We start from the raw sequence: 17,800 nt of genomic DNA on the forward strand, positions 1-17,800 counted from the left end.
ACCCGCCCATCCTTTGTTTCTCCTCGGGCTCCGCCCGCCCCCCGTCACCGCCGTGGCCACGAGAGAGGCAAACGCCCCCAGCGGCAGCGTCGAAAAAGGGAGGGTGGGTGGGGAGAACCCCCGGTTCGGTTGGAGTGTCCCAAAGGGTGGGCTGGATGTAGAGGTCTCGTTCGTTGGTGGGCATGGGGGCTGAGGGGAGGCGGGAGGCGATTCGGCGGGAGGCCGTCAAGAGGTCAGAGCCGCTTCGGCGGGAGAGGTGGAGGGCGATTACGGGGGCCTCTTGGCCGGTTATGGTGCGGAAGCGGTCGGGGAATTTGAGGATGCCCTGGACGTCGGCGCCGCGGAAGCCGTAGATGGATTGGTCGGGGTCGCCGACGGCTACCAGGTTGCGGCCCTGGCCGGCGAGTTGGCGGAGGAGGGACTCCTGGGCGGGGTCGGTGTCCTGGTACTCGTCGACGAAGATCCAGTCGTAGGCGGCGCGTTCGCGGGCGCGGGGTTCGCCGTGGCTGAGGAGGCCGGCGGCTTCGCGGATGAGTTCGGCGTAGTCGAGGCTGGGGGTGGGGTCGAGGTCGAAGCGGTCCTCGTAGCGGTGGGAGAAGTGGCCGGCAGCTTCCCAGTCGGCGCGGCCGTGGGTTCTGCCGAGGTGGATGAGAGCGTCGCCGTCCAGGCCGCGTTCGGCTGCGCGGGAGAGGAAGTCGCGGAGTTCTTCGGCGAAACCCCGGGTTTTGAGGCCTTCGCGCATACGTTCCGGCCAGAGCCTGGCGCCGTCTTCGAGTTCGCCGTGCAGGAGGCGGCGGACTTCGAGAAGTTGTTCCGGGCCGGTGAGCAGGCGGGGCGGGGGCTCGTCGGCGAGCAGGGCTTCGCGGCGGAGCAGGGCGTAGGCGTAGCTGTGGAAGGTGAGGGCCAGCGGGGTTCTGGTGGTTCTGCGGAGCCGGGCGGTGATACGTTCGCGCAGTTCACCGGCGGCTTTGCGGCTGAAGGTGAGGACCAGGACGCGTTCGGGGTCGATTCCGCGTCTTTCGATCCGTTCAACGACGCTCTCCACTAGGGTGGTCGTCTTGCCGGTGCCGGGCCCGGCCAGCACAAGCAGCGGCCCGCCCCGATGGTCCACGACGGCACGCTGATGCTCGTCGAGCACGGGAGCGATCCCCCGCCCCACGCCCCCACGCCGCACCAGCCGGTAACTCATAGCGCTTCATTCCACCAGATCGCGGGGACAGATCGTGCACCCTTGACGGCACGCTAACCCCGCCACCCCCACGGACCCGACAACGACACGGCCCCAGGCCGTTTCGGTCTATCCCGCCACAATCAACACCAGACCCACCGTCGGTGGGGCACTCACCGCTATCCGGCGCTGTTCACGCGGGTGGTGGCCCTCACCGCACCAGCGCCAGGAGCTTAGAGCCTGCTGACAAAGACTCAAGTGTGGCTTGCGGTCATCCGGGTCTCAGCTGAGTGAGTGTTGGGGAGTACGGGGTTGTCACTCAGGCAGAGGCGGTGTGGGTGCCGTAGCGGAGGCCGTCGACGAGCAGGGCGATCATGCGCTGGGTGTAGGCGTCGTCGTCCGGTTCGACGATGCCGCTGATGGCGCGCAGCAGGTCGTAAGGGATCACGTCGGAGCGGATGTCCCCGGCTGCTGCGGCGGCGTCCAGAAGCTGCGTCATTGCGGGGACGAAGCGCTCCATGAAGTACGCGGGCAGGCTTTGGTAGGCGGGATCGCCGGAGTGCAGGGCGGATTTGAGCCCGCGTTTGGCGGCGACGAACCGTGCCAGGTGCCGCAGCCAGCGGGTGAGGGCCTCGACCGGCTCGTACTGGTCCGCCAGGGCGGGGGCGGCCTCGGCGCATGCGTCGACCTCGTGGCGGAAGACGGCGGTGATGAGGTCGGAGCGCTGCGGGAAGTGGCGGTAGAGGGTGCCCGCCCCCACGCCAGCCCTGGCCGTGATCCGTCGCACGGGGGCGTCCACCCCGTCGGAGGCGAAGACCTCGGCGGCCGCGGTCAGCAGGGCGTCCAGGCTGCGCTGAACGTCGGGCCGTACGCGGCGGGGGGCCGGTGCTTCGGTGGTGCGATCAATCATGGCTGGGAACCCCTTGCAATGCGGAACGGTGTTCCATATTGTGAGCACTGAACGGCGTTCCGCTTTTAGTTTAGCGGGAGCGCGACCAGCAGTCCACGCAGGAGGAGAACCATGCTGTACCGCACGCTGGGCCGGACCGGCATCAAGGTCAGCCCCTACGGGCTCGGTGCCTTGATGCTCGGCGCGTCCATCGGCAACCCCCACCACGACGACTCGATCCGCATCATCCACAAAGCGCTGGACGCGGGGATCAACCTCATCGACACCGCCGACGCGTACTCCCGGGGCGCGTCCGAAGAGGTTGTCGGCAAGGCGCTCAAAGGGCGGCGTGACAGCGTCGTCCTCGCGACCAAGGTGAGTCTCCCGATGAGTGATGATCCCAATCAGCAGGGCGCCTCGCGGCGCTGGATCATGGCCGAGGTCGAGAACTCGTTGCGTCGCCTGCAGACCGACCACATCGACCTCTACCAGATCCATCGGCCGGATCCCGACACCGATATCGAGGAGACGCTGTCCGCGCTCTCGGATCTGATCCGCAGCGGTAAAGTCCGTGCGATCGGGTCGTCCACGATGCCCGCCTCCGACATCCTCGAGGCCCAGTGGGTGGCCGAGCGGCGCGGCCTGGAACGGTTCCATACCGAGCAACCGCCCTACTCGATCCTCAATCGCGGGATCGAAACCGAAGTGCTGCCGATTGCGCAACGCTACGGGATGGGCACGCTGGTGTGGGGGCCGCTCGGGCAGGGAATGCTCACCGGACGCGTCCGCAAGGGTCAGCAGACCGACCTCGTCCGCGCTGCCTTCTTCAAGGTTTTCAGTGACGAGCGCCGGCTTGCTGCCGTCGAACAGCTCAGCCTGCTCGCCGAAGAGGCGGGCCTGCCGATGACACACCTCGCGATGGCGTTCGCGATCGCTCATCCTGGTGTGACCAGCGCGCTCATCGGGCCGCGCACGATGGAGCACCTCGACGACCTGCTCGCTGGCTTCGACGTCATGCTCACCGACGAGATCCTCGACCGGATCGACGAGATCGTCCCGCCCGGCACTGATATCGGCACGCTCGACCAGGCCTACTTGCCCCCGGCCATCAAGAGTTCAAACCTCCGCCGCCGACCCGTCAGTGAACGTACCGCCGCCTGACCGCATCTCCTCACCAACGGCAACCCTGGTGACTCCCTCGGGCTCGCCCGACTCCGCCCGAAGCGGCAGGTTGATCAGTGTGGTTCTCCCACCCGCCCAACCCTTGTGATTCCCTCGGGCTCCGCCCGACCCCGCCAGCGCCGTGGTCGCGCCGACCGTCGTAACCCGAAACCCGTCGAAGCAGCCATAGCCATCGAAGCTATCGGCGACCCCTCGAAGCCGATCCAAGTCGAGGATGCCGTCAGCGGACGTCGAAGCCGACCCAAGCCGACGACGCCATCAACAGACGTCGGAGCCGTCAGGGTGCCAGCAAGCAATCCGCCGCGTGGCCCGAGGGTCACGCGGCGGACGGGAAGCTCTGGTGGTCAGGTGTTGAAGACGTGGTCGACCACGGCGGCGGCGGATTTGCCGGAGTCGTGGGGGGCGTACGTGCGGGCGAACGCCGCATACCGATCCGCGAGGCGGAGGGAGACCGTGTCGATGGTGCGGAGGACCTCGACCACCTCGGCGGAGCTGGCCAGGCGGGGGCCGGGGCGGTTGGCTTCCAGGTCCAGGTAGAGGCCGCGGGTGGAGCGGTACTTGTCCAGGTCGGGGGTGAACAGGACGACCGGGCGGCCGGTGGCGACGAAGTCGAACAGGGCCGAGGAGTAGTCGGTGACCAGCACATCCGCGATGGCCATCAAATCCGCCATATCCGGATAAGTCGTGACGTCGATGGCGAAGCCGTCGTGCGAGTGCACGTGGGGGAACGCCTGCATCAGGTGACCCCGGACCAGCGCCACGTGGTCGTCGCCCAGCGCCCGCTTGGCGTCGGCGAGGTCCAGCTTGACGGCCGCGTTCCTGCGGTCGTAGTCCCGGAACGTCGGCGCGTACAGCACGACGCGCTTGCCCTCGGGGATGCCGATGCGGTGGCGGATCTCGGCGGCGGTGTCGCCGACGTTGAACAGGCTGTCGTTGCGCGGGTAGCCGGATTCCAGGATCTCGCCCTCGTAGCCGAAGGCCTTGCGCAGGATCGAGGACGCCCACGGGCTCTGCGAGAGCAGCAGATCCCAGCCGCGGACCTCGGTGGCCTGGCGGTGCCAGACCGGCGGGCGCGGCTCGCGGCGCATGTGGGCCAGGTCGCGGCCGACGTGCTTGACGGGGGTGCCGTGCCAGGTCTGCAGGCAGACCTGCTCCTCCCGGGTGCGGAACCAGGCGGGCAGGAACTGGTTGCCGACGATGTAGCGGGAGCGGGCCAGCGCCTCGTAGTGCTCGCCGCTGCCCTCGCGGACCACGGTGGGCTCGATGCCCTCGCCCAGGCCGAGTTCGCGCGAGCCCGGCGGGACGAACGCGCCGTCCCGCACCACCCAGATGTGCTCGCTGTCGTCGCCGCGCCGCAGCCGCTCCTCGTAGATCGCCCGCGGGTTGTCGGAGTAGGCCCGCCCGTCGAACGAGGTGTAGACGGTCGCCTCGCGGATCGGCTTGGCCCGGTGCGCGGGGTAGAGGTTGCGGCTGAGCGCCCAGAGCCCGGCCGCGCTGCGCTCGTCGCCGGGCCGCTCCTCGGCGGCGACCAGCACCGGCACGTCGAAGCGGGTGGCCACGAAGCGGTAGACGCGCCCGTCGATGGTGCGCGAGTCCTCGTCCAGAGCGGCCAGCGAGGCGTGGTGCACCCGGACGGGGACCATGGAGGGGCCGTACTTGCCGGGCGGGGCCACAGACAGGTTCCAGGTGCCCTCAGACAGCGGGACAGAACCCCCGAAGCGGGGCATCGCGCCGGGCGCGAGCCGTACCTCGAAGGAGGTGCCCGAGCGGGTCAGCGGGACCCGGAAGGTGAGGCCGCCGCGGTGGCGGAGCACCAGGTCGCGGGGGCCTTCCTCGGGGTCGGGGTAGTCGCCGGCGAGCACCAGCGCGCCGTCCTGCCAGGCCATCGTGGTGATGATCGGCTGGATCTTGTGGCCGGAGACGACCACCCGGTCCCGCCGGTCGCCCTGGACGGTGATCTCGCGGTCGCCGACCAGCAGCCGGGTCTCCGGCGTGCCCTCCAGCATGACCGAGGCGGCCGGGTCGCCCTTCGGCTCCACCCAGAGGCGGCGCGCGTCGGCGGTCAGCAGCGTCTGCACGGCCAGCGACAGCGAGAAGCGGCTGCCGCCCTCGACGGGGGTGAAGTCGGCGGCCATCCGGTGGCCGCCCACCCTGGCCTTGCCCTTGTTGACCGGGCGGCCCGGCAGGAAGCCGGTCAGCTCGATGGTGTCGCCCTCCAGCGCGACGCCGGTGAGTTCGGCCCTGGTCGGATGGAGCACGACCTGCAGCGCCTTGTCGGAGGTCCAGACCGGGCGGACCCACCAGCGCTCACGGACCTTGAGCCCGGCGGGGCGCTCGGTCCTGCCGATGGCCGGGCCGCGCAGCACGCCGGTGGAGCGGGCGGCGCGGCTCCAGATCACGATCTCGGCCCGCCACGTGGTGGTGTCGCGGACGGTGTGGCGGCGGCGCAGCACCCGCTTGCCGCCGCGGACCACCGCGCGCAGCGCGGCCCGCCAGCGCAGCGCGAACGGGTTCAGCTCGGCGGTGAAACCGGCCCAGTCGTAGTTGCAGCCGGGCTCGCGCGCCGCGTGGGTGGCCTCCGGGCGGAAGGTTCGCTTGGTCTTGAGGGTCACCGGCGGTAGCCAGCGCGGCCCGCGCAGCACCACGGTGGCCCGGTTGAACCGGCCGCTGCGGACCGACAGACCGGCCAGGTAGGCGTGGCCGCTGATCTGGAGGCGCTTGCCGTGCCAGGTGATGTCATCGATCTGGGTGACCGGCACCATGTCGGCGGAGCGCAGGCGCAGCAGCTCGCGGTCCACCTCGACCGGCAGGTCGGCATACCACCGCAGCCCGTGGCGGACCCGCCGGGACGGCTCGGCCGCCGCGGCGGCCAGCTTGGCCAGCGCGTCGCTCTCGGCCAGCTGAGCCGGGTCGACGGTTTCGATCAAGTGGTACGCCACCCGGCGACCGACCGGAAGGGCCTTCTTGACCTTGGGGTCTACGCTCTCCAGGTAGGGGCGGAGGACCGCGATCGCTTGAGCTCGGCGGGCCGCTCCCCGCTTGGCCGCGGCGTCCAGCCGCAAGCCCAGGGGTCCGGCCAGGACCTCGCCGTCCAGAGTCCGGCGCGCGGCCTTGTCGAGGCCTTCCGCGCGGACGAGCTGGACCAGAGCGTCGATGTTCTCGCCCCGGTCATAGAGCTCCTGGACAGCCCGCAGTCGTTCAGCGGCGACATCGCCCTGGCGTGCGGGTGTCATAAGGGGGCACCACCCTTCAGATGACCGGGTTTCTGGAAATAGTAATGCCGGTCACAGAGGAGTTCCGTCCCATCGTGCGGTACGCATCTGGGCCCGGGCCCCGTTGACCGGTGTTCCCTCCTCGCGCCACCTGCGAAGACATTCGGTTTCATGCCCCGGCGGTGGAGTTCCATCTGTTCGGATGACGCGCCACCACGGAACACCGCCACCCCAGACCGACAGCACTCTGCCGACCTGCCGCGGCCCACCCTCACCGAGAAACTCGGCCACGTCGCCGTAGGACATGACCCGGCCCGGCGGGATGCGCTCGACCAGGTCAAGCACCCGCTCCGCGTAGGGGGTCAGATCCGACGTCATTCGCTCCAGCTGCTCGGCCCGGCCGCCAGGATCTCCTCCAGCTTGCCGAACTCGAGCACCGAGGCACTGCCGGTCTGTTCCAGAATGCCATCCCTGATGGAGTAGATTTCCCCATCTTCGCCAGCCAGGCGGCCGCCGACCAGTTCCGACAGAACGGCCAGCTGGGCCAACTGCCAGTCCGACGCGGGCTCGCCGACCAAACGGCAGGCGGAGGTGGACCAAGTGGCGATGGTGTGTGTCGCGTCGCCGAAGCGCACGACCACCTCGCCGGCCTCCCGCAACCCGCGCAGTTCGAACCCGGCCTCGGCCGCCTCAGGCGACGTCTCGGCCGACAGCGATCTCGCGAGTTCGGTGTAGCCGAGCGGTATCTCCCGCTCCACGCGCAACTCGTAACCCATGACGCGCGACCTTAGCGAAACTTTGCCCCGCCTTGTGACCAGATGGCCTAACTTGCGACAGCCCGCAGCCTAAAAGCACTCGAATCGCCACCGTTATGTGATCAGCTGCCACGGCGCGCCAGCAGTATTACCGAGACGCCGAAGGCGCCCAGGCCCAGCATCACTCCGATGCCGTACACCCAGAGCCTAACGGGATCCGGGCCCGGGCGCGTGGGTCCTTCGGAGAGTGGGCCGCCGCCGAAGTGGAGGTCGCCGGAGACCTCCACGGCGCGCCGGTAGTTCGCCAGCTCGCCGGCCTGGGTCAGGGCGGCCTCGGCGTTCACCACGCCGAAGCCGATCTTGTCGTCGTAGCCGGCCGGGGGGCGCGTGCGGGTGGCCGAGGTGAGGGCGCGGCTGACCAGGTCAGGGGGGAGGTCGGGGTATTTGGCCTTGATCAGGGCGACCACGCCGGCCACCAGGGCGCTGGCCGAGCCGGTGCTGGTCAGCTTCCTGCCCCCGGCCACCGGAATCTCCACGCCGGGCGCCCCGACCAGGACGGAGAGGTTGTCGCTGCTGAACGGCGCGCCCGCGTTCTTGTCGTCCACCGCGGCCACGCCGATCACGCCGGGGTATCCGGCCGGGAACTGCCAGTAGGAGGAGCTCATCTCGCGCGCGTACGGCGACTGCCCGTAGTCCCCCACCCCGGAGACGACCGAGACGCCCCGGGACAGCGCGTACGACACCGCGTCGCGGTCGATCCTGGCCACGCCGAACGTGCCGACCGGCACCAGGATCACCTGCGCGCCGTGGTTGGCCGCGTAGCGGATGCCGCGGGCGATCGGGCTGTCGACCAGGCCGCCGCTACCGGCCTGGGGGTCGATGAGCTCGTCGTCCAGCGGCGGAGCGAACACGGGAACCGACAGGATGCGGGCTTCCGGAGCCACCCCGAGCACGCCGCCGCCGCTGCCGTCCCCGGCGATGAGGGTGGCCAGTGCGGTGCCGTACGGCCCGGAGCGGGTGTCAGGACCGGAGTAGTACGTGCCCGTCATATCCGGCGCCTGCACCACCCGCCCGCGAAGTTCCGGCGCGTCGGCGTCGACCCTTTGGTGCAGCACGGCCACCGTGACGCTGGACCCCTTGGTCTGCTTCCAGGCCGCCTCGACGTTCAACCGGTCCAACGGAGTCGGCGCGGGCGCGGCCACCAGGGCCAGGACGGTGGCCGCCAGCGAGGCGGCGACTCTCAGCACACGTTCCCCTGGGTGCAGCGCGGCACGTCGGGCTCCTCGCCCAGGGAACGCGCCACCCGGCCGCCGATGGCCTGCGCGGTGGGCCACATCTCGCTGTTCAAGGCCTCCTCCGGCGGGATCGCGTCGCGGGTCCTGCCGTCGGTATACCCCGTGGTGACGAAGACAATGTAGGGACCGACGCCGACCCAGGCGGAGCGCTGCCGCTGGGCGGCGCCGAACAGGTCGGTGACCGTGCCGGGGAAGGCCACCGGGCGCACCCCGACCCGGTCGTCCACCGGGAGTTTGGCGGCGGCGCTGATCCGGGCGTCCTCGTCCTTGAGCACGGCCACGCCGATCGTGATCGCGAACGTGGCCGACTGGTCCACGTAGGTGGAACGGAGCAGGACCCGGCAGCCGCTCTCGTTGAGCACCGAGGCGACCGGCGCGTCCACCCCCGCCCAGCACGGGATCTCCGGCGCGACGCCGATCCTGCGGGCGAACTGCTGGGTGCGGGCCAGGCCCATGTACTCGAGTTCCTCCGGGAAGACCACGGTGGCGGGCCAGTCGTACCAGCGGCGGGCGACGTCCTGTTTCACGTATTCCGCGCGCTCCGCGCCGGTGAGCGGGCGGGACCTGGTCTCCTGTAGCAGGGCGGCGGTGCCGAGCAGCACGATGATGGCCGCGGCCCCGAGCACCGCGGCCATGATGGCCAGGAAGATGGAGCGCAGACGCACGCCGCGCTCTAACTCGGCGCGCTCCCTGGCGGCCTGCGCGGCGGCGGCACGTCCCCGCGAGGCAGGCCACGGGCGCACCCGGGTACGGCCGGCCCGTGGCTGCTGTGGCGACATACTCTGATGTTACGTCGAAGCGTCCGTATGCCAACGATTCGGTAGAGGTATCTCAGCGGGTGGCATACGTTTCACGCCTTACGGCGACCACACCGGCGTTGCGCCTGGCCCTTCTGACCAGGAAGACCACCACCATCAGGCCACCCGCCGCGCCGAGCAGCCCCGCCAGGCCGACCCCGGCGAAGACGGTGATGGCCTGCTGGTTGCGATTGACGATCACGACCGGGCCGGGCGCGGCGGTGGCGATCGGGCGGTCCGGGCGCTGCACGCCGGGCCCGGAGGCGGTGACCCGGTGCCGGGACAGCACGGCGGCCATCTTGAGCGCGCGGGTGGCGTTGACGACGCCGAAGCCGGTGCCGGTGTTGTACCGGGCGCCGCGCGGGGCCACGGCGGAGGAGGCGAGCGCCTGCGCCACCAACGCGGGCGACATTTTCGGATATTTCGCCTTAATGAGGGCGGCGACGCCGGAGACGAGGGCGGTCGCCTGGGAGGTGCCCCGGCCCACCCAGTATTCGTTGTCGGGTCCCGCGCCCAGGATGTCCACGCCGGGCGCCGACAGCATGACCGAGGAGTTGCGGTTGGAGAAGGAGGCCCGGGTCATCGTGCTGGTCACCGCGGCCACCGAGATCACGCCCGGGATCGAGGCGGGGTAGGAGTAGGGCGCCGTCCGGCGGCCCGCGCCGTCGTTGCCCGCCGCCGCGACCAGCACCACGCCCTTGGAGATCGCGTAGCGGATGGCGGCGCGCTCGGCCTCGGTGGCCAGGTCCTTGGAGATGGACAGGTTGATCACGTCCGCGCCGCTGTCCACCGCGTGCCTGATGCCCTTGGCGACCACGCCCTCGTAGCGGGCCTCGGCGTTGAACGTGCGGAACCCCGGCTCCTCGTCCTCCAGGATCACCCGCACCGACAACACCCGCGCCTCGGGCGCGACGCCGATCACGCCGTCGCCGCGTCCCGAGCCGTGCCCGTGACCGGCGATCAGGGAGGCCATGTACGTCCCGTGCAACCGCACCGGCGGGGCGCCGCCCGGGTTCGCGCCTTCGGTGAAATCCCTTCCGATCCGTACGGACCCGACCAGGTCCCGGTGGTTCGGATCCACCCCCGAGTCGAGCACGGCGACCAGCACGCCCCGCCCCTTGGTGACCTGCCAGGCCTGCGCCAGACCCAGCGTCCGCAGCACGGCCTGCTGGCTGCCGCGCACGTCATCGGCGGCTGCCGGACCGGCCAGGAAGCACGGCAGCAACAGGAGTAAGGCAAGTAAGGCAAGTAGGGCCCGTCTCAGCACTGGAACTCCTTCGCCGCACAGTTGGGCAGCACGGGGTTGAGCAGTTCCTTGGCGATCCGGTCGGCCAGGTCGCCGGTGAAGGTGAACATGGTGGGCCGCTGCCGCCCGAGCGCGCGGGCCGGTCGACCGTCGGTCTGGCCCGCGGTCGTCATGACCAGGTACGGCCCCGCTCGCCGTACCGTGGCGACCTGGCGGCCCGCGGCCGTGAAGCGGTCGGCTACCGTGCGCGGGAAGGAGAGGGCCCGCAGTCCTGGCGCGGGTTTGCCGCCCTGCGGCAGGGCCGCGGCGGCGCTGTCGGCCGCGCCGGGGTCGGGGAAGGCGGCGACGCCGACGGTGACCACGATGCCCTGCAGCGCGTCCAGGTAGGTGGCGCGCAGCACGCCCTGGCAGCGGGCGGCCTTCATGGTCTCGCGGAGCGCGGCGTCCACGGCGGCCACGCAGTCGGTCCTGGCCGAGATGCCGACCCTGCGGGCCCGCTCCGCGCCGCCCTGCTCGCCGGTGTAGGCGACGGTGGCGGGGAAGATCCGCCCGGCCGGCCAGACCCGCCAGCGGCGGGCGATCTCGGTCGCCGCCGCCTGGCGGAGTTCCTGCTGGCTGGGCTGCCTGGTCAGCTCAGCCAGCGCGGCGCTGGCCCCGACCCCGGCGACGATCGCGCAGCTCACGGTGAGAGCGGACGCCACCAGCATCGTCGGCCAACTGCGTCTCTCCCTCACGGCCCCGACCTTAACCGTTACCTGAAATGTGACCAAATACGACCACGTATCAGGCAGCCGTAGCCTTACGGCCCGACATTCCCCGTTCCTGGGGTTCCCGCTTCAACACCGACCGCCCACCTTCGTGGGTCTTACACCGGCTCCACGGGCGTTTTGCGTCTCCCCGCAACTCTGGGCGACGTTGATCTCATCAAAACATGTGTTCGCCTACACTCGCTCGCATTTTCCTGAAATTACTTCTAATCAGTAAGCGGGGAGCGAGGGGTCGACGGTCTTGACCCAGCTGAGCACGCCGCCGCCGACGTGCACGGCGTCGGCGAATCCGGCGCTCTTCAGCACCGCGAGCACCTCGGCCGAGCGGGCGCCCGACTTGCAGTGCAGCACGATGCGCTTGTCCTGCGGCAGGTTCGCCAGCGCGGCCCCGCTGAGGAACTCGCCCTTGGGGATGAGCACCGAGCCGGGGATGCGCACGATCTCGAACTCGTTCTGCTCGCGGACGTCGATCAGGTAGATGTTCTCGCCCTGGTCCTGCATCTGCTTGAGCTCGGCGGCGGTGATGGTGGCGCCCTGCGCGGCCTGCGCGGCCTCATCGGAGATCGTGCCGCAGAACGCCTCGTAGTCCTCCAGCAGCTGGGTGACCGTGGGGTTCTTGCCGCACAGCACGCACTCGGGGTCCTTGCGGACCCGGACGTCGCGATACTTCATCTCCAGCGCGTCGTAGATCATCAGACGCCCGACCAGCGGGTCGCCGACGCCGGTGAGGATCTTGATGGCCTCGTTGACCTGGATCGAGCCGATCGAGGCGCAGAGCACGCCGAGCACGCCGCCCTCGGCGCAGGAGGGGACCATGCCGGGGGGCGGGGGCTCCGGGTAGAGGCACCGGTAGCAGGGGCCGTGCTCGGCCCAGAAGACGCTGGCCTGGCCGTCGAAGCGGTAGATGGACCCCCACACATACGGCTTGCCGAGCAGCACAGCCGCGTCGTTGACCATGTAGCGGGTGGCGAAGTTGTCGGTGCCGTCCACGATCAGGTCGTAGCCGGCGAAGATGTCCATGACGTTGTCGTTGGTCAGCGCGACGTTGTGGATGACCACGTTGACCAGCGGGTTGATCTCGCGAACCGAGGCGGCGGCGGATTCGGCCTTCAGCCGGCCCACGTCGGACTGGCCGTGGATGATCTGCCGCTGCAGGTTGGACTCGTCCACGATGTCGAAGTCGACGATGCCGAGCGTGCCCACCCCGGCCGCGGCCAGGTACATGAGCGCCGGGGATCCCAGCCCACCCGCGCCGACACAGAGGACCTTGGCGTTCTTCAGCCGCTTCTGCCCGGCCATCCCGATGTCCGGGATGATCAGGTGGCGCGAGTAACGACGCACCTCGTCGACGGTGAGCTCGGCAGCCGGCTCGACCAGCGGTGGCAACGACACAGTTCTCTCCCACGGCACTTTGGGTACGGCTCACGCGGACTCTCGCGCCCGCGTGCACATCTCAACCTAGCTCGGGTGTCCCCGCATTCCCCAATCCGTATTAACCAGAAACCCGTCCGTAGCCAGCCGCATAGCCGCCGACCAAGCGACTCACCGCCGCGGCTGTCCAGATCACGACTTTCTAGTTAACAACCGCTTACCGGACGCCCGCACGGCTCTCCGCGATCAGGCGCCTGGCCTCCCTGGCGACGACCTCGGGGAACTCCATCTGGGCCACGTGGCCGGCCTTGGGCAAGGTGACGATCCGCACGTTCGGGAAGGTGCGCCCGGCCCGCATCGCCATCCGCGCGTCCACCAGCCGATCCCGGCCGCCGTGTACTACAAGCGTCGGCACGGTGATCTTGGCGGCCTCCCGCCAGAGGTCGTTCTTGAAGTACTCCCGGACGATCCCGCGCGCCGAGGAGATCAGGGCCCCCGCCGCGTACGGCAGGCCGTCCCGGCGGCGCAGCTCCTCGACCGCCTCGCGGAGCCGTACCGGATGGACCCGGGCCAGGTCGGCGTAGCACATCTCCAGGGTGGCCTGGATGCGGCGCTCGGCGGGCACGGCGGTGAGCCGCTTGACCGCCCACTCGGCCAGCACCGGGGTGACGGACATGGCCACCCGGGCCGGGCCGACCCGGGGCAGCAGGTCGGGGAGGGCCGGGGAGACCAGCGTCAGGGAGCGCACCAGGTCCGGCCGGGAGGCGGCCAGCCGGACCGAGACGGCGCCGCCGAGGGAGTTGCCGAACAGGTGCACCGGCGCGCCGAGGTGCTCGATCAGGCGGGTGACGGCGCGGGCGTGGGCGTCGATCGAGTAGTCGCCGTCGGCGGGGGCGGGCGAGTAGCCGGCGCCGGGGAGGTCGACCGCGTGCCCCGCCACGTCCTCGGCGAGCAGCGCCATCAGATCGGTCCAGTTGGTGGCGGAGCCGGCCAGGCCGTGGACGTAGACCGCCCGCTCGTCCGGGCCAGGGGGCCCGGTCCGGACATTCAGCTCAAGGTCGCCCAGGTCGATCAGCTCCGCCGCCCAGGCGGGGACAGGCTCCGGAAACCCCTGCTCCATCGCACATCCTCCTGCCGTTTACGCACCGTCTGTCCCAGCATATGCCACAACTACTCTAAGTGAACGCAAAGGTGCCTATCTGCCCGTTTTGGCACGGAGAGTGAGGACATAACACGATTAGGCACCAGCCGAACACAAGGAGTAACGATGCGGTTCAACACCATCGCCGGCGCGCTGATCGCGGCGACCATCGCCACCGGTGGGCTCGCCCTCGCGACCGCCGCCACCGCGGCGCCCGCTCAAGCACACGCGGCCAGCTCGGATTCGGGGGACTTCGGCGACAGCTTCGGCACCAACGAGGGCTTCGGCCACTTCAACAACTTCAATAATTTCAACCGCTTCAACAACTTCAGTAACAACTTTAACTTCGGGCACTTCCACCACCGGCACCACGGCCATGGGCACTTCCACCATCGCCATCACCACTTCGGCCACATCAGGCATCACCACCACCATCACGGCCATCACCACCACCACGGCGGCTGCGGCGGACACCGCGGCGGCTGCGGTGGCGGCGGCTGGTGGTAACCCTAAGCGTTCGAATCAACACAAGGAGTAGTTAATGCGTTACAAAAGGATCGCCAGCACCCTGATCGCCGCCGCTCTCAGCGGGGGTGGGCTCGCCCTAGCGACAGTCGCCATCGCAGCGCCCGCCCAGGCCCACGCGGCTAGCTTCGACGGGGGTGGCTTCGACAGCTTCGACGAGGGGGGCTTCGGCAACGAGGGCTTCGGCTTCGGTCACTTCAACAATTTCAACAACTTCAACAACAACTTCCACCACGGCTTCGGGCACCACCGCCACCACGGCTTCGGCCACTTCCACCACCGGCACCACCACTTCGGGCACGTCCGGCACCATCACCACCACCACGGCTGCCACCACCACCGTTTCCACCACCGGAACTGGGGCTGCAACCGCGGCTGCGGAGCCCGCTGGAGGGGCGGCTGCGGCCGCTGGTAACCGCCAGAAGACCTGCGAACAGGTGACCTGCCAAAGCACCTGACGTGGACAGCGTGCCGTGATGATCCTTCATCACGGCACGCTATTAATGAGAAAGTCGTGATCTGGACAGCCGTGCGGTTTGGCCGCGCCTGTGTCTGGACTGAGGAACGCAGGTCGCGAAGCGGCCGGAGTGACGAGGGAAGACACAGGCTGAAGGCGGCCAAGCCCGCCGCGCCGGAGGCGCGGCCATAGACACGGTGAATCGCCTGGTCTGCGGCTGGCTTGGACGGGTTTCTGATTAAGCGGACTTCTTGGCCCGGCGTTTGGGAGCCGCGGGCTTCTCCTCCGCCGGCTTGGCGGCCTTGGCGGCGGGTTTCTTGGCGGCTTCGCGCTCCTTCTTCGCCGCGTCCACGCTGGCCCGCAGCGCCGCCATCAGATCCACGGCCGGGCCCGCCTCGGCCGGAGCCTCCGGGGCGACGACCTCACGCCCGGCCACCTTGGCCTCGATGACCTCCTGCAGCGCCTCCCGGTAGGCGTCCTTGTACTCGGCCGGATCGAAGTCGGCGACCATCGTCTCGATCAGCGACTCGGCCATCTTGAGCTCCTGCGGGCGCACCTCGACGTCCTCCTCCAGGAAGGGGAAGTCGGCGACCCGGACCTCGTCCGGCCAGAGCATGGTCTCCAGCACGAAGATCCCGTCCCGGACCCGGAGCGTGGCCAGCGACTCCCGCTGCCGCAGCGCCACCTTGACGATCGCCACCTGGCCCGACCGCTCCAGCGCGTCCCGCAACAGCACGTACGGCTTGGCGCCCTGGGCGTCGGGCTCCAGATAGTAGGTCTTGGCGAAATAGATCGGGTCGATCTGCTCGGCCGGGGTGAACTGCAGCACGTCGATCCGGCGGGACGTGCTCAGCGGCAACCCCGCGAAGTCGTCATCGGTGAGCACCACGATCTCGCCGGTGGCCAGCTCATACCCCTTGGCGATGTCGGCGTAGGGCACCTCCTCGCCGTCGGCCTGGCAGACCCGCTTGTACTTGATGCGGCCGCCGTCGGCGCGGTGCACCTGGTGGAAGGTCACGTCCTTCTGCTCGGTCGCCGAATAGAGCTTCACCGGGATCGTCACCAGGCCAAAAGAGATGGCGCCCTTCCAGATGCTACGCATAGCCACATACTCGTCTCTTTGTTCGAATACCGCTATATCGGGATTCAAGGGACTTACCTATTGGGCAGATACCCAGTGTGGCAATGCCATATCCGGTCGAACCAATGCTCGCCGTCCCGGGGACCCTGCCGGCGGACGCGTCCCACTATGCCCTGGAGGTCAAGTGGGACGGCATCCGCGCGATCGTGTACATCGATCAAACGATCCGGGTCACCGGCCGCAAGGGCACCGACTTCACCTCCCGTTATCCCGAAATTTCGGCATTACGGGTGCCGGGGCATGAGGTGATCCTGGACGGCGAGGTGGTCGCCCTGGACGCCGACGGGCGGCCCAGCTTCGAGCTGCTCCAGCGGCGCATGCACATCACCGATCCGGCCGCCCACGGGCTGCTGACCCTGGTGCCGGTCAGGTACATGCCGTTCGATCTGCTCTACCTGGACGGCGAGAACCTGATGCGGCTGCCGTACTCCGCCCGCCGGGAGCTACTGGAAGAGCTGCCGGGCCTGGACGTGCCCCCCACCTTCCCGTGCGATCCTGACGTGGTGGCGGCGACCCGGGCGCAGGGGCTTGAGGGCGTGGTGGCCAAGCGGCTGGACTCGCCGTACCGGCCTGGCCTGCGGACGCCGTGGTGGATCAAGGTGAAGAACCTGCGGGAGACCGAGGTGGTGGTCGGCGGCTGGCGGCCCGGCAAGGGCCGCCGCGAGGGCGGTGTCGGCTCGCTGCTGCTCGGCATGTACGCCGAGCTTCCCGAAGGCGGCGCCGAGTTCGTCTTCGTCGGCCACGTGGGCACCGGCTTCAGCGACGCCGCGCTGGACGAGCTCTACCGTATGCTCCGGGCCCGGGAGGTGCCGCGCAGCCCGTACTCCCAGCCGCTGCCCCGGGAGATCGCCAGGAACGCGCACTGGGTGCGCCCCGAGCTCGTCGGCGAAGTGACCTTCACCATGTGGACCGAGGAACGCCGCCTGCGCCACCCGGCCTGGCGCGGCCTGCGCCCCGACAAGATCCCCGCGGAGGTGCGGCTGTGAAGGTTCCGGTGGCCGTGGACGGCCGGCAGCTGGTGCTGACCAACCTGGACAAGGTGCTCTACCCGGAGGCCGCGTTCACCAAGGCCGAGGTGATCGACTACTACTCGCGGATCGCGCCGGTGATGCTGCCGCACCTGCGCGGCCGCCCGCTCACGGTCAAGCGCTACCCGAACGGCGTGGGCGGGCAGTTCTTCTTCGAGAAGAACGCGCCCCGGCACACCCCGTCCTGGGTCCGCCGGGTCACCCTGCCCGTGCCCGGCAGCACGATGGACCGGGCCAGCATCGATTTCGCGATCATCGACGACCTGCCCACCCTGGTTTACTACGCCAACCTGGCCGCGCTGGAGATCCACGTCCCGATGTGGCGGGTCTCCGCCGAGGGCGAGGCGCTGCCCCCGGACATCCTCGTCTTCGACCTGGACCCGGGACCCCCGGCCACGATCGTGGAGTGCTGCCGGGTGGCCGCGCTGCTGCGCGACGCCCTGGCCGCCGACGGCCACGACAGCTATCCCAAGACCAGCGGCAACAAGGGCATGCAACTGCACGTGCCCTGGCCGGACGGCGAGCGCGACACCACCGCGTACGCCAAGGCGCTGGCCCAGCGCCTGGACGCCGAGCACGCCCTGGTCACCAGCGTGATGACCAAACGGCTGCGGCCCGGCAAGGTCTTCATCGACTGGAGCCAGAACAATCCAGCCAAGACCACCGTGGCCGCCTACTCGCTGCGCGCCAACCCGCGGCCCACGGTTTCCACCCCACTCTCCTGGGACGAGGTAGCGGAGTGTGAAAGCCCAGATCAGCTGGTGTTCACGGCACCCGACGTGCTGGCGCGGGTCGCCGAAGTCGGGGACCTGTTCCCGTAGGGTGG

At 69.6% G+C, this 17,800-nt stretch carries 17 protein-coding genes; 4 read left to right on the top strand and 13 right to left on the bottom strand.

The annotated features are described in order from the left end of the window. Together ABGB08_RS32645 and ABGB08_RS32650 are read right to left on the bottom strand one after the other, a co-directional pair. Positions 1 to 1,189 (bottom strand): UvrD-helicase domain-containing protein (locus ABGB08_RS32645; RefSeq protein WP_347598108.1); only part of this gene is annotated, 1,189 nt, incomplete at its 3' end. 298 nt (positions 1,190 to 1,487) lie between these two features. After that, complete coding sequence (locus tag ABGB08_RS32650; protein ID WP_347598111.1) at positions 1,488 to 2,078, bottom strand: helix-turn-helix domain-containing protein; 591 nt, start codon at positions 2,076 to 2,078, stop codon at positions 1,488 to 1,490. 111 nt (positions 2,079 to 2,189) lie between these two features. On the opposite strand from ABGB08_RS32650, the gene ABGB08_RS32655 reads away from it, so the two are divergent. Next, positions 2,190 to 3,218, top strand: coding sequence for an aldo/keto reductase (locus tag ABGB08_RS32655; protein ID WP_347598114.1), 1,029 nt, complete (start codon positions 2,190 to 2,192; stop codon positions 3,216 to 3,218). A 365-nt stretch (positions 3,219 to 3,583) separates the two neighbouring features. Here ABGB08_RS32655 and ABGB08_RS32660 read toward each other — a convergent pair whose 3' ends face one another. The 9 genes from ABGB08_RS32660 to ABGB08_RS32700 form a co-directional block, all read right to left on the bottom strand. After that, positions 3,584 to 6,472 carry a CDP-glycerol glycerophosphotransferase family protein gene (locus ABGB08_RS32660; protein WP_347598117.1) on the bottom strand — a complete coding sequence of 963 codons (2,889 nt, stop codon included), beginning with the start codon at positions 6,470 to 6,472 and terminating at the stop codon, positions 3,584 to 3,586. 51 nt (positions 6,473 to 6,523) lie between these two features. Next, complete coding sequence (locus ABGB08_RS32665; protein ID WP_347598120.1) at positions 6,524 to 6,829, bottom strand: MGMT family protein; 306 nt, start codon at positions 6,827 to 6,829, stop codon at positions 6,524 to 6,526. Further along, the gene (locus tag ABGB08_RS32670; protein ID WP_347598123.1) at positions 6,826 to 7,227 is read right to left on the bottom strand and encodes a hypothetical protein; all 402 of its coding nucleotides are present in this window, start codon (positions 7,225 to 7,227) and stop codon (positions 6,826 to 6,828) included. Before ABGB08_RS32670 ends, ABGB08_RS32665 begins: the two co-directional genes overlap by 4 nt. Positions 7,228 to 7,328: 101 nt before the next feature. After that, positions 7,329 to 8,453: a S8 family serine peptidase gene (locus ABGB08_RS32675; RefSeq protein WP_347598126.1), complete on the bottom strand. Its 1,125-nt coding sequence runs from the start codon at positions 8,451 to 8,453 to the stop codon at positions 7,329 to 7,331. Then, complete coding sequence (locus ABGB08_RS32680) at positions 8,447 to 9,280, bottom strand: hypothetical protein (RefSeq protein ID WP_347598129.1); 834 nt, start codon at positions 9,278 to 9,280, stop codon at positions 8,447 to 8,449. Before ABGB08_RS32680 ends, ABGB08_RS32675 begins: the two co-directional genes overlap by 7 nt. Positions 9,281 to 9,332: 52 nt before the next feature. Then, positions 9,333 to 10,565, bottom strand: coding sequence for a S8 family serine peptidase (locus ABGB08_RS32685; RefSeq protein WP_347598132.1), 1,233 nt, complete (start codon positions 10,563 to 10,565; stop codon positions 9,333 to 9,335). Further along, positions 10,559 to 11,278 (bottom strand): hypothetical protein, encoded by a 720-nt coding sequence (locus tag ABGB08_RS32690; RefSeq protein ID WP_246269020.1) that lies wholly within the window; start codon positions 11,276 to 11,278, stop codon positions 10,559 to 10,561. Before ABGB08_RS32690 ends, ABGB08_RS32685 begins: the two co-directional genes overlap by 7 nt. Positions 11,279 to 11,521: 243 nt before the next feature. Further along, on the bottom strand, positions 11,522 to 12,703 hold the full coding sequence (gene moeZ, locus ABGB08_RS32695) for an adenylyltransferase/sulfurtransferase MoeZ (RefSeq protein WP_347598136.1): 1,182 nt from the start codon (positions 12,701 to 12,703) through the stop codon (positions 11,522 to 11,524). A gap of 196 nt (positions 12,704 to 12,899) precedes the next feature. After that, on the bottom strand, positions 12,900 to 13,802 hold the full coding sequence (locus ABGB08_RS32700) for an alpha/beta hydrolase (RefSeq protein WP_347598139.1): 903 nt from the start codon (positions 13,800 to 13,802) through the stop codon (positions 12,900 to 12,902). Between the two features lie 147 nt (positions 13,803 to 13,949). On the opposite strand from ABGB08_RS32700, the gene ABGB08_RS32705 reads away from it, so the two are divergent. Next, complete coding sequence (locus ABGB08_RS32705) at positions 13,950 to 14,330, top strand: hypothetical protein (RefSeq protein ID WP_347598142.1); 381 nt, start codon at positions 13,950 to 13,952, stop codon at positions 14,328 to 14,330. Positions 14,331 to 14,427: 97 nt separating this feature from the next. Here the strand turns inward: ABGB08_RS32705 and ABGB08_RS32710 are convergent, their stop codons facing one another. Further along, positions 14,428 to 14,697 (bottom strand): hypothetical protein, encoded by a 270-nt coding sequence (locus ABGB08_RS32710; RefSeq protein WP_347598145.1) that lies wholly within the window; start codon positions 14,695 to 14,697, stop codon positions 14,428 to 14,430. A gap of 346 nt (positions 14,698 to 15,043) precedes the next feature. Further along, positions 15,044 to 15,907 (bottom strand): Ku protein, encoded by an 864-nt coding sequence (locus tag ABGB08_RS32715; protein WP_155359706.1) that lies wholly within the window; start codon positions 15,905 to 15,907, stop codon positions 15,044 to 15,046. A 104-nt stretch (positions 15,908 to 16,011) separates the two neighbouring features. Here ABGB08_RS32715 and ligD (ABGB08_RS32720) point away from each other — a divergent pair, with 104 nt between their 5' ends. Together ligD (ABGB08_RS32720) and ligD (ABGB08_RS32725) are read left to right on the top strand one after the other, a co-directional pair. After that, the gene (ligD, locus tag ABGB08_RS32720) at positions 16,012 to 16,932 is read left to right on the top strand and encodes a non-homologous end-joining DNA ligase (RefSeq protein ID WP_347598149.1); all 921 of its coding nucleotides are present in this window, start codon (positions 16,012 to 16,014) and stop codon (positions 16,930 to 16,932) included. Then, complete coding sequence (gene ligD / locus ABGB08_RS32725) at positions 16,929 to 17,795, top strand: non-homologous end-joining DNA ligase (RefSeq protein WP_347598152.1); 867 nt, start codon at positions 16,929 to 16,931, stop codon at positions 17,793 to 17,795. The genes ligD (ABGB08_RS32720) and ligD (ABGB08_RS32725) overlap by 4 nt, the downstream gene beginning before the upstream one ends. Positions 17,796 to 17,800 lie beyond the last annotated feature (5 nt).

Origin of the sequence: Acrocarpospora sp. B8E8 (assembly GCF_039871605.1) — a bacterium.
Classification (GTDB): domain Bacteria; phylum Actinomycetota; class Actinomycetes; order Streptosporangiales; family Streptosporangiaceae; genus Acrocarpospora; species Acrocarpospora macrocephala.

What these genes read in the sequence shown, in the direction of transcription:
- ABGB08_RS32665 (WP_347598120.1), bottom strand. Translation starts at nt 6,829, where the DNA reads ATGACGTCGGATCTGACCCCCTACGCGGAGCGGGTGCTTGACCTGGTC.
- ABGB08_RS32680 (WP_347598129.1), bottom strand. Translation starts at nt 9,280, where the DNA reads ATGTCGCCACAGCAGCCACGGGCCGGCCGTACCCGGGTGCGCCCGTGG.
- ABGB08_RS32655 (WP_347598114.1), top strand. Translation starts at nt 2,190, where the DNA reads ATGCTGTACCGCACGCTGGGCCGGACCGGCATCAAGGTCAGCCCCTAC.
- ABGB08_RS32670 (WP_347598123.1), bottom strand. Translation starts at nt 7,227, where the DNA reads ATGGGTTACGAGTTGCGCGTGGAGCGGGAGATACCGCTCGGCTACACC.
- ABGB08_RS32660 (WP_347598117.1), bottom strand. Translation starts at nt 6,472, where the DNA reads ATGACACCCGCACGCCAGGGCGATGTCGCCGCTGAACGACTGCGGGCT.
- ABGB08_RS32715 (WP_155359706.1), bottom strand. Translation starts at nt 15,907, where the DNA reads ATGCGTAGCATCTGGAAGGGCGCCATCTCTTTTGGCCTGGTGACGATC.
- ABGB08_RS32650 (WP_347598111.1), bottom strand. Translation starts at nt 2,078, where the DNA reads ATGATTGATCGCACCACCGAAGCACCGGCCCCCCGCCGCGTACGGCCC.
- ABGB08_RS32700 (WP_347598139.1), bottom strand. Translation starts at nt 13,802, where the DNA reads ATGGAGCAGGGGTTTCCGGAGCCTGTCCCCGCCTGGGCGGCGGAGCTG.
- ABGB08_RS32705 (WP_347598142.1), top strand. Translation starts at nt 13,950, where the DNA reads ATGCGGTTCAACACCATCGCCGGCGCGCTGATCGCGGCGACCATCGCC.
- ligD (WP_347598149.1), top strand. Translation starts at nt 16,012, where the DNA reads ATGCTCGCCGTCCCGGGGACCCTGCCGGCGGACGCGTCCCACTATGCC.